Below are 9516 nucleotides of genomic sequence, written 5' to 3'. Positions count from 1 at the left end.
CCCTTGTAGTTTTGATGTTCTAACGTTGGCCCCTAATCGGGGTTGCGGACAGTGCCTGGTGGGTAGTTTGACTGGGGCGGTCTCCTCCCAAAGAGTAACGGAGGAGCACGAAGGTGGGCTAATCACGGTTGGACATCGTGAGGTTAGTGCAATGGCATAAGCCCGCTTAACTGCGAGAATGACGGTTCGAGCAGGTGCGAAAGCAGGTCATAGTGATCCGGTGGTTCTGAATGGAAGGGCCATCGCTCAACGGATAAAAGGTACTCCGGGGATAACAGGCTGATACCGCCCAAGAGTTCATATCGACGGCGGTGTTTGGCACCTCGATGTCGGCTCATCACATCCTGGGGCTGAAGTCGGTCCCAAGGGTATGGCTGTTCGCCATTTAAAGTGGTACGCGAGCTGGGTTTAGAACGTCGTGAGACAGTTCGGTCCCTATCTGCCGTGGGCGTTGGAGAATTGAAGGGGGCTGCTCCTAGTACGAGAGGACCGGAGTGGACGAACCTCTGGTGTTCGGGTTGTCACGCCAGTGGCATTGCCCGGTAGCTAAGTTCGGAATTGATAAGCGCTGAAAGCATCTAAGCGCGAAGCGAGCCCTGAGATGAGTTCTCCCTGGCACTATAAGTGTCCTAAAGGGTTGTTCGAGACTAGAACGTTGATAGGCAGGGTGTGTAAGCGCTGTGAGGCGTTGAGCTAACCTGTACTAATTGCCCGTGAGGCTTAACCATACAACACCCAAGGGGTTTTGGTGGACTCAAAGAAGTGCATTGAATGTGTAGAGAATGAAAAACAGCTTTCCGAATTAACCAAATTTGCTTGGCGACCATAGCGTTTTGGACCCACCTGACTCCATGCCGAACTCAGAAGTGAAACGAAACAGCGTCGATGGTAGTGTGGGGTCTCCCCATGTGAGAGTAGAACATCGCCAGGCTTTAATACTTGTGTTTAGACCTAAGGTCTGAAGACAGAAACTCAATAAAGCAGCCAATCAGACTTTATCGAGTAACAAGACAATGTGGAGCGGTAGTTCAGTTGGTTAGAATACCGGCCTGTCACGCCGGGGGTCGCGGGTTCGAGTCCCGTCCGCTCCGCCACTGATAAAGGATCCCTAGCAGCAATGCTGGGGATTTTTTGTATCGGGTAAATTTATAAAAAGTTTTGGTCTGTGTGAAGAGAGTAGAATGGATCCATTGGATCTTTTCTTTGGCTATCTGTTGGAGTACAGAATACCGAGATTGCTGTATGAGGATTGTGTTAAAATGATTCATCAGTAATAAAAAACCGATAGTGAATCACTATCGGCTTCTTTCTGCTATTTTCTTTAAAGAATTTGCTTTAATACTCGGTCAGCTTTAACACGCGTAATTCTTTTCATTAGTCGTTGTACGACATCAGGATAACTATCGAGCTTCTCAATTTGTTTGTAGGTACAGACTAATTGCGTATGCTGTAAAATGTTATCCATCTCTTTACTAAATTTATCAACGAGATGTCCGTGTTTATCTTGGATAAGTAACGCGTTCTCTAAATCGAGTTTCCATGCTCTTGGGTTAAGATTATTGCCTGTGATCAGCATATAACGTTTATCTATCCAGATGCCTTTTAGGTGGAAACTGTTGTCACCATCTTTCCATAAGTGAATGGATAGTTTTCGACTAGCGATATTGGCTTCATTAATCTTTGCAAAGCGACGTAGATTGAGTTCATAGAGATAAGGTAAACCGCCAATGGTTTTGAAATCTTGTGAAGGCGCTATATAGAAATCATTCGCAGTTTTGTCTCCAACAATAATATGAACGGTGACTCCTCGTTTAATCGCTTTTTTTACTTCTTTTGCCACAGAAGGCGGAAAATTAAAATAGGGTGTACAGATATAGATTTCTTGTTCAGCCTGAGCAAGTAGGTCAATCACAGTCTGGTTTAGATGATTTCGACGCTTACCAATACCAACAAGTGGAGTCACACCGACTTGATCGGCATTAATCGCTTGTGCTGAAAAGTCGTAGCTCGCTTCCGTAAGCGTTGCACGAAACTGGCGAATATCGGTTTTGATCTCTTTTGTTTTGGGCCTATCTGTGCAAGATAATTCATTCACGGCCGGATGAGCCAATAATGTATGTTGAATGAAGTTAACCATAGTGTCAGCGAGAAGTTGATTATCTAAGGTATGATAGCGATCAAAGCGGTAACGTTCTTGATAGTGCAGGTAAACGTTATTAATACTCGCTCCGCTATAGATCACTTGGTCATCGATGATAAAGCCTTTGAGATGAAGCACGCCAAAGACTTCTCTTCCGCGAACCGGGAATGCCATGTACAGGGATAGCATGTTGATAACGCTGTTTAAAGTCACAATACAGTGTTGCATTCCCTGCAGAGGCCTCAGCACCGATTAACCCGCGCTGAGCTCGATGCCAATCGACACAAATGTGAATATCTAATCCTGGATTACGCTGTTTAGCGTTATAAAGCTCAGTGAGTATTTCGCGTCCGGCATCGTCGTTTTCTAGGTATAAAGCCACGATATAGATGCGTTTACTGGCTAGACGAATAGACTCAATAAGATGAGTACGAAACTCTTGAGCTGACAGCAATACATCAAACTTATTAGGATCTTGCGCAATAGTGGGCAGTTGTTCGACTGTATTTCTACGAGCAATCATAGTGATGCTTTACCTTACGTATGTGCAAAATTGCGAGCAGGGTATATTACCAAAATAACGTGAATGATAGCTAGAAAAGAGCTCTATTCTTAACATAAGTCATCTTTATACATCATCGGAATAAGAGATTTACCACTCGCTTGGTAGCGAGTAAGCAGTGTTCGCAATTCTGCAGGAAGCTGGTCTGGACGCTGAGTATAAAAATTACCAAGTGTATAAAAGGATGTCAGATGCGGATAAGCAAAACAATAGTCATTGTGTTTCAGTATGTTTTTTTTGCAGTAGAGCAATAATGCTTGCCCAATCCCTTTTGAACGCTCATCACTCACCACGGCCATACCAGTCAATAATCGATAATCAGCAATTGAGCGAAAACGAACAACGGCTTTGATATGGTGGTTTTCATAAGCCGCGATGATCAGCTCATCACTTTTCGGTTTAGCTGATGGATAGTGCTGTTTATACAAACGTTTAATCAGGGGTAGCTTTAGCGTCTCAACGTGCTCAAAGTGAAGAATTGGTATTTGCATCTGTCTTATCAAAGTATCTGTTGTAGAATAGCATGAGTTTTATTTAGGCAAAGAGTCTCATGCAACTACATCATAATGCAAATCTTAAGTCTTATCATACTTTCGGTCTTGATCAGACTTGCCAATATTTAGCGGTAATTGAATCTGTCGATGATCTGATTGTACTGCATCAATCTGATGAGTGGGCTGATCGGCCGAAATTGATGTTAGGTAAGGGAAGCAATGTGTTATTTACCGAGCCTTACCAAGGCTTGGTGATGGTCAATCGCCTGTTAGGTATTGAGCATAGACAAGATGCTGACTTTCACTACTTACATGTTGCCGGCGGAGAAGATTGGCCAAGTTTAGTCGAATGGTCTATTCAGCAAGGTTTACCAGGATTAGAAAACTTAGCCTTGATCCCGGGCTGTGCTGGTTCTGCACCTATTCAAAATATTGGTGCTTATGGCATAGAATTTAAGGCGGTTTGTCATTATGTCGATTACTTGTGCTTAGAGAGTTTCACTATTAAAAGATTAAGCGTTTCTGACTGTCAATTCGGTTATCGTGACTCTATTTTCAAACAAGATTTATGTGGTAAAGCGCTTGTAGTCGCAGTAGGACTGCGCCTAAGTAAGGATTGGAAACCTCTTTTGTCTTACGGACCATTGCAAGCTTTGCCCATCGACTTGTACGGCGGAGGATATCTATTACACCGTTTGTCAGGTGAGAAAAGATAAACTGCCAGATCCAGTAGTATTCGGTAATGCGGGCAGTTTTTTTAAAAACCCAGTGGTTGATCAAGCCGTGTTTGAAACTTTAAAAAAGCAGTGTCCAAATCTGGTCGCTTATCCTACAGAGCAAGGTGTTAAATTAGCGGCAGGTTGGCTAATTGAACAAGCAGGATTAAAGGGATATACGTTCGGTGGAGCACAAGTGCACCCCAAACAAGCCTTAGTCATCATCAATAAGAACAATGCAACGGCACGAGATATTATTGGTTTAGCAAAGCAAATTTGTAAGACGGTATACGATAAGTTTAAAGTCCCTCTTGAGCATGAAGTGCGCTTTATTGGTTCAGTCTCAGAAACTCACTTATCAGCGTTAATAGAGACGAAATAATGAAAGATCACAGTGTTAAGTTACGCTTATTAAAGATGCTCTCTGATGGACATTTTCACTCTGGTGAGGCACTGGGAGAATTGCTTGGCATGTCGCGAGCAGCCATCAGTAAACATATTCAAGGTATTCAACAATGGGGAATGGATATTCATCGGGTGCAAGGCAAAGGTTATCAGCTTGCTCGACCGCTGATGATGTTGGATGAGCATCGTATTCGTTCTCAAGTAACTAACCCTGTTGAATTGCATCCTATTATTGATTCAACCAATCAATATTTATTAGATAATTCGCACATGATCTCCTCTGGAACGGTTTGTATCGCTGAATATCAAAATAAGGGTCGTGGTCGCCGGGGGCGGCATTGGGTCTCGCCTTTTGGTTCTAACCTTTATTTCTCCATGTACTGGCGTTTAGATGCGGGTATGGCTGCCGCGATGGGCTTAAGCCTCGTCATTGGAGTTGCGATAGTAGAAGCACTTGAGGAAATGGGCCTTAATGGGATTAAATTGAAATGGCCGAATGATCTTTATTATCAAGACCGTAAATTAGCAGGAATTCTGGTTGAAATGTCGGGGCAAGCGGGCGGAGCGGCTCACTTAGTGATCGGTATCGGTATGAACCTGATTATGCAAGATGAAAATATAGCTATTGATCAGCCTTGGACCAGTTTGTCACAAGTGCTTGGTCAAGAGGATATCGATCGCAACCAATTGGTGATTAAACTTATACAAGCTCTAAATCGATCACTGGAGAACTATGAACAGCACGGCATGCAAGAGTTTGTTGAGCGTTGGAATCGGTTGGATAACTTTTTAGGTCGTCGAGTTCACCTCATCATTGGACCGAATAAAATTACTGGAATTGAGCGAGGTATTGATCAGAGTGGTGGTGTTTTACTTGAAACGCCTGAAGGAATAAAAAGTTATCTTGGTGGTGAAATTTCTTTACGCAAAGGTGATGACGAATAAGTTATTGCCTTTGAACGACCGATTAATGATGAAAAGCTTCTGCCATAATAACTTGACATTAGAGTAGAAAATGACTTTTTAAAGTTGTGCTGTTTAAGCTTCACTAGATCAAGTCATTTTCAATTCAACCAGAGTATCGCATTGTCTGATTTACTTGCGTAACAGTACTTCTTCAACACTATGGCAAAGCCCTTTCCTTAAAATTAATTGAGCTCGCTCTTTGGTGGGTAAAATGTTTTCTTGGAGATTTTTACCATTGATTGAGTTCCATATATGTTGCGCTTTGGCTTTCGCTTCTTGCTCAGTCAACTGTGTATAGTGATTGAAGTATGATTCTGGCTTTTTAAAGGCCCCATGACGAAACTTCATAAAGCGATCGATATACCATTTTTCAATTAATTCAGCATCGGCATCAACATAGATAGAAAAATCTAAAAAATCAGAGATGAAGACCCGATGTGGATCATGAGGGTAATCCATGCCACTTTGTAATACATTTAACCCTTCAATAATTAAAACGTCTGGCCGATCGACAATTTTCTGTTGAGAAGTGATATCGTAGGTTAAATGCGAGTAAATGGGCGCAGTAACATGAGGTTGTCCTGCTTTTACATCAGAGACAAACTGCACCAAGCGTCGAATATCGTATGATTCTGGAAAGCCTTTTTTATGCATGATATTCCGTTCATGCAAGATTCTATTAGGGTACAGAAAACCATCAGTAGTGATTAACTCAACTTTAGGATGATTATCCCAACGAGAGAGCAATGCTCTCAATAAGCGTGCTGTCGTACTTTTACCTACCGCTACACTACCTGCAATACCGATAATAAATGGCGGAGCTTTCTCTGCATGACCTAAAAATTGGTTGAGAACGGTATTACGACTTTGTCTGGCCGCAACATACAAATTTAATAACCTTGCCAAAGGAAGATAAATTTCTACCGCTTCTTTCATCGTTAGGCTTTCATTAATACCTTGTAATTCTTGCAGATCATGTTCTGACAGAGTCATAGTGACTGAGTTACGTAACTCAGCCCATTGGTGACGAGCAAAAGACAAATATGGGCTCATAAAAGGTTCAGTTGTAGTATTAGAAGAAGCAGGCAACATACAATATGCTACTGAGATTGCAAATCAGAAACGCACGAGAATTGGCGATTAAGCAAAAAAATGAATAAAAAAACAGCGAATAAGCTCAGGCCGAATAAAAAATGCTTTTTTTTGCCGATTAGACTTGCAAGCGCTGAGATCATTCAATAGAATGCGCCCCACTTATGCCGACTTAGCTCAGTAGGTAGAGCAACTGACTTGTAATCAGTAGGTCACCAGTTCGATTCCGGTAGTCGGCACCATCTTCTTTAATCGGAAGATAAAAATTTGGAGGGGTTCCCGAGTGGCCAAAGGGAGCAGACTGTAAATCTGCCGGCTCCGCCTTCGATGGTTCGAATCCGTCCCCCTCCACCATATTGTAAAGGAAATAGCTCACAGAGTTACGTGTTGCGGGCATCGTATAATGGCTATTACCTCAGCCTTCCAAGCTGATGATGCGGGTTCGATTCCCGCTGCCCGCTCCACTCATTTTAGAGTGCTGATATAGCTCAGGTGGTAGAGCGCATCCTTGGTAAGGATGAGGTCGGCAGTTCGAGTCTGCCTATCAGCACCAGCTCTAAGCAAAGATTTCCTTTTACTATATAATTATTACCGAACTTTTTTTGGTTGCGTGGTCATAAACAAAGCCACATACATCCGTACCTAGAGGGACAACTCATGTCTAAAGCAAAATTTGAACGTACGAAACCGCACGTAAACGTTGGTACTATCGGCCACGTTGACCACGGTAAAACCACTCTAACAGCAGCTATCTGTACTGTACTTGCAAAAGTATACGGCGGTGAAGCGAAAGACTTCGCGTCAATCGACAATGCTCCAGAAGAGCGTGAGCGCGGTATTACTATTTCTACTTCACACGTAGAATACCAAACTCCATCACGTCACTACGCACACGTAGACTGCCCAGGACACGCTGACTATGTTAAAAACATGATCACAGGTGCTGCGCAAATGGACGGTGGTATCCTAGTTGTTGCTGCGACAGATGGCCCAATGCCACAAACTCGTGAGCACATCCTACTAGGCCGTCAGGTTGGTATCCCTTACATCGTTGTATTCATGAACAAATGTGACATGGTAGATGATGAAGAGTTGTTAGAACTTGTAGAGATGGAAGTTCGTGAACTTCTTTCTGAGTACGATTTCCCAGGCGACGACCTACCAGTAATTCAAGGTTCAGCACTAGGTGCATTGAACGGTGAAGAGCAGTGGGAAGCGAAGATTGTAGAACTAGCAGAAGCGCTAGATTCATACATTCCAGAGCCTGAGCGTGCAGTAGACCAAGCATTCCTAATGCCAATCGAAGACGTATTCTCAATTCAAGGTCGTGGTACCGTAGTAACAGGTCGTATCGAGCGTGGTATTCTACGTGTAGGTGACGAAGTTGCCATCGTTGGTATCAAAGATACAACGACTACTACTTGTACAGGTGTAGAGATGTTCCGTAAGCTGCTTGACGAAGGTCGTGCAGGTGAGAACGTAGGTGCACTACTACGTGGTACTAAGCGTGATGACGTAGAACGTGGTCAAGTACTAGCGAAGCCTGGTTCAATCACTCCACACACGAAGTTTGAATCAGAAGTATACGTACTGTCAAAAGATGAAGGTGGCCGTCATACTCCATTCTTCAAAGGCTACCGTCCACAGTTCTACTTCCGTACAACGGACGTAACTGGTGACATTTCTCTACCAGAAGGCGTAGAGATGGTAATGCCAGGCGACAACATCAAGATGGTTGTAGAGCTAATTGCACCAATCGCGATGGACGAAGGTCTACGTTTTGCTATTCGTGAAGGTGGCCGTACAGTAGGCGCTGGTGTTGTAGCTAAAGTTATCGCTTAATCACAGTTTCTGTGAAGAATGATTTGACTATCCAGTAGCAAAAAGGGCATCATTTGATGCCCTTTTTCTACACAGTTAGTCACTTTGTTTGTTTTATCATCAAGCGCTAGCATGAAATTTAGGGGCCGAGACTATTTCTTGGTCAAAATCAGTATATCAGCCGTGTAGCTGATGAAATGGATTTGCCCTGCAACAGCGGGGCTGTTGTCGTCTATAGTAAGACTTGTGACAGGTTGGTTTATGAAAGCTAATAATGCTGAAACTCCTGATAGCTCAAATGCGCTAGATACGTTGAAGTGGGTCATTACCTTCGTATTGTTGGCCGCTGCTGTTGTAGGTAATTACCTGTATGGTGAGTGGTCTGTAGTCGCACGTGCTGCAGGTGTCATTGTGTTAATTGCCGGCGCTCTTGGCGTTGCGGCAACCACAGTAAAAGGTCAAGCTGCGATTGTTTTTGCACGCGAATCTCGGATGGAGGTTCGTAAAGTGGTGTGGCCTACGCGTCAAGAAACCATGCAAACAACATTAATCGTGTTAGCTGTAAGTATTGTAATGGCTTTAGCACTTTGGGGCATTGATGGAATTATGGTTCGTCTAGTGTCTTTTGTGACTGGAGTATAGAGGGTTTAATACATGAGTGAAGCTCCAAAAAAACGCTGGTATGTCGTTCAAGCCTTTTCTGGGTTTGAAGGTCGTGTCGCTCAATCACTTCGTGAGCATATAAAAATGCATGCGATGGAAGAGCACTTTGGTGAAGTGCTGGTTCCAACGGAAGAAGTGGTGGAGATGCGCGCAGGCCAACGTCGCAAGAGCGAGCGTAAATTCTTCCCAGGTTACGTGCTGGTACAAATGGTTATGAATGATGAGTCATGGCATTTGGTACGTAGTGTTCCTCGTGTAATGGGCTTCATTGGTGGCACTTCGGATAGACCAGCACCAATTACTGATAAAGAAGCCGATGCGATCTTGAACCGTTTAGAAAAAGCGAGTGAAGCTCCACGTCCGAAAACGATGTTTGAGGTCGGTGAAGTGGTCCGTGTTACAGAAGGTCCATTTGCTGATTTCAATGGTACGGTAGAAGAGACCGATTACGATAAAAGTCGCCTGAAAGTGTCTGTCTCTATCTTTGGTCGTGCAACGCCAGTTGAACTCGAATTTGGTCAAGTAGAAAAACTTGACTAAAATAGCATCTATTTAAGTCTTGTGAAAAGCGTGAGATAAGATTATAATTTCGCGCCTTTTTACGGGCATTATGTAAAACTGGGGAGCTGATAAATATATTAGCGTTTGCACCCAATC

6 protein-coding genes, 5 tRNA genes, 2 rRNA genes and 2 pseudogenes are annotated in these 9516 nt (G+C 43.4%); 12 read left to right on the top strand and 3 right to left on the bottom strand.

Translation table 11 applies throughout. The annotated features are described in order from the left end of the window. From VIB_RS17000 to VIB_RS16990, 3 genes are all read left to right on the top strand, one after another. A 23S ribosomal RNA gene (locus VIB_RS17000) occupies window positions 1-728 on the top strand; the annotation flags it as partial. Between the two features lie 87 nt (window positions 729-815). Further along, a 5S ribosomal RNA gene (gene rrf, locus VIB_RS16995) occupies window positions 816-931 on the top strand. Between the two features lie 86 nt (window positions 932-1017). Continuing rightward, window positions 1018-1094 (top strand) — tRNA-Asp (locus tag VIB_RS16990). Between the two features lie 227 nt (window positions 1095-1321). Here the strand turns inward: VIB_RS16990 and pssA are convergent. Next, window positions 1322-2663, bottom strand: a pseudogene (pssA, locus tag VIB_RS16985) (CDP-diacylglycerol--serine O-phosphatidyltransferase). An 89-nt stretch (window positions 2664-2752) separates the two neighbouring features. Next, entirely contained in the window at window positions 2753-3181 is a 429-nt protein-coding gene (locus VIB_RS16980; protein ID WP_040905868.1) for a GNAT family N-acetyltransferase, read from the bottom strand. Between the two features lie 71 nt (window positions 3182-3252). Between VIB_RS16980 and murB the strand changes: the two are divergent. Beyond that, window positions 3253-4294: pseudogene (gene murB, locus VIB_RS16975) on the top strand (UDP-N-acetylmuramate dehydrogenase). Continuing rightward, a complete protein-coding gene (birA, locus tag VIB_RS16970; protein WP_004397653.1) occupies window positions 4294-5262 on the top strand; it encodes a bifunctional biotin--[acetyl-CoA-carboxylase] ligase/biotin operon repressor BirA in 969 nt (322 codons plus the stop codon). The pseudogene murB and the gene birA overlap by 1 nt, the downstream one beginning before the upstream one ends. 150 nt (window positions 5263-5412) lie before the next feature. Here birA and coaA read toward each other — a convergent pair whose 3' ends face one another. Then, window positions 5413-6336: a type I pantothenate kinase gene (coaA, locus tag VIB_RS16965; protein WP_040905856.1), complete on the bottom strand. Its 924-nt coding sequence runs from the start codon at window positions 6334-6336 to the stop codon at window positions 5413-5415. 205 nt (window positions 6337-6541) lie between these two features. Here coaA and VIB_RS16960 point away from each other — a divergent pair. From VIB_RS16960 to nusG, 7 genes are all read left to right on the top strand, one after another. Continuing rightward, window positions 6542-6617: transfer RNA gene (locus VIB_RS16960), tRNA-Thr, on the top strand. A gap of 27 nt (window positions 6618-6644) precedes the next feature. Then, window positions 6645-6729, top strand: a tRNA-Tyr gene (locus tag VIB_RS16955). A gap of 35 nt (window positions 6730-6764) precedes the next feature. Continuing rightward, window positions 6765-6839: transfer RNA gene (locus VIB_RS16950), tRNA-Gly, on the top strand. Between the two features lie 13 nt (window positions 6840-6852). Continuing rightward, a tRNA-Thr gene (locus VIB_RS16945) sits at window positions 6853-6928 on the top strand. 104 nt (window positions 6929-7032) lie between these two features. Further along, window positions 7033-8217 (top strand): elongation factor Tu, encoded by a 1185-nt coding sequence (gene tuf / locus VIB_RS16940; RefSeq protein ID WP_004397651.1) that lies wholly within the window; start codon window positions 7033-7035, stop codon window positions 8215-8217. 240 nt (window positions 8218-8457) lie between these two features. Beyond that, the gene (secE, locus tag VIB_RS16935) at window positions 8458-8838 is read left to right on the top strand and encodes a preprotein translocase subunit SecE (protein WP_004397650.1); all 381 of its coding nucleotides are present in this window, start codon (window positions 8458-8460) and stop codon (window positions 8836-8838) included. A 12-nt stretch (window positions 8839-8850) separates the two neighbouring features. Beyond that, window positions 8851-9399 (top strand): transcription termination/antitermination protein NusG, encoded by a 549-nt coding sequence (gene nusG, locus VIB_RS16930; protein WP_004397649.1) that lies wholly within the window; start codon window positions 8851-8853, stop codon window positions 9397-9399. Window positions 9400-9516: the final 117 nt, after the last annotated feature.

Origin of the sequence: Vibrio metschnikovii CIP 69.14, assembly GCF_000176155.1 — a bacterium.
Lineage (GTDB): Bacteria > Pseudomonadota > Gammaproteobacteria > Enterobacterales > Vibrionaceae > Vibrio > Vibrio metschnikovii.
Note: the sequence above shows the minus strand (reverse complement) of the source record. Positions and strands in the feature narration are given on the sequence as shown.

Bases quoted from the DNA above. Each gene is read 5' to 3' on its own strand.
- birA (WP_004397653.1), top strand. From the start codon at position 4,294: ATGAAAGATCACAGTGTTAAGTTACGCTTATTAAAGATGCTCTCTGAT.
- coaA (WP_040905856.1), bottom strand. From the start codon at position 6,336: ATGAGCCCATATTTGTCTTTTGCTCGTCACCAATGGGCTGAGTTACGT.
- tuf (WP_004397651.1), top strand. From the start codon at position 7,033: ATGTCTAAAGCAAAATTTGAACGTACGAAACCGCACGTAAACGTTGGT.
- secE (WP_004397650.1), top strand. From the start codon at position 8,458: ATGAAAGCTAATAATGCTGAAACTCCTGATAGCTCAAATGCGCTAGAT.
- nusG (WP_004397649.1), top strand. From the start codon at position 8,851: ATGAGTGAAGCTCCAAAAAAACGCTGGTATGTCGTTCAAGCCTTTTCT.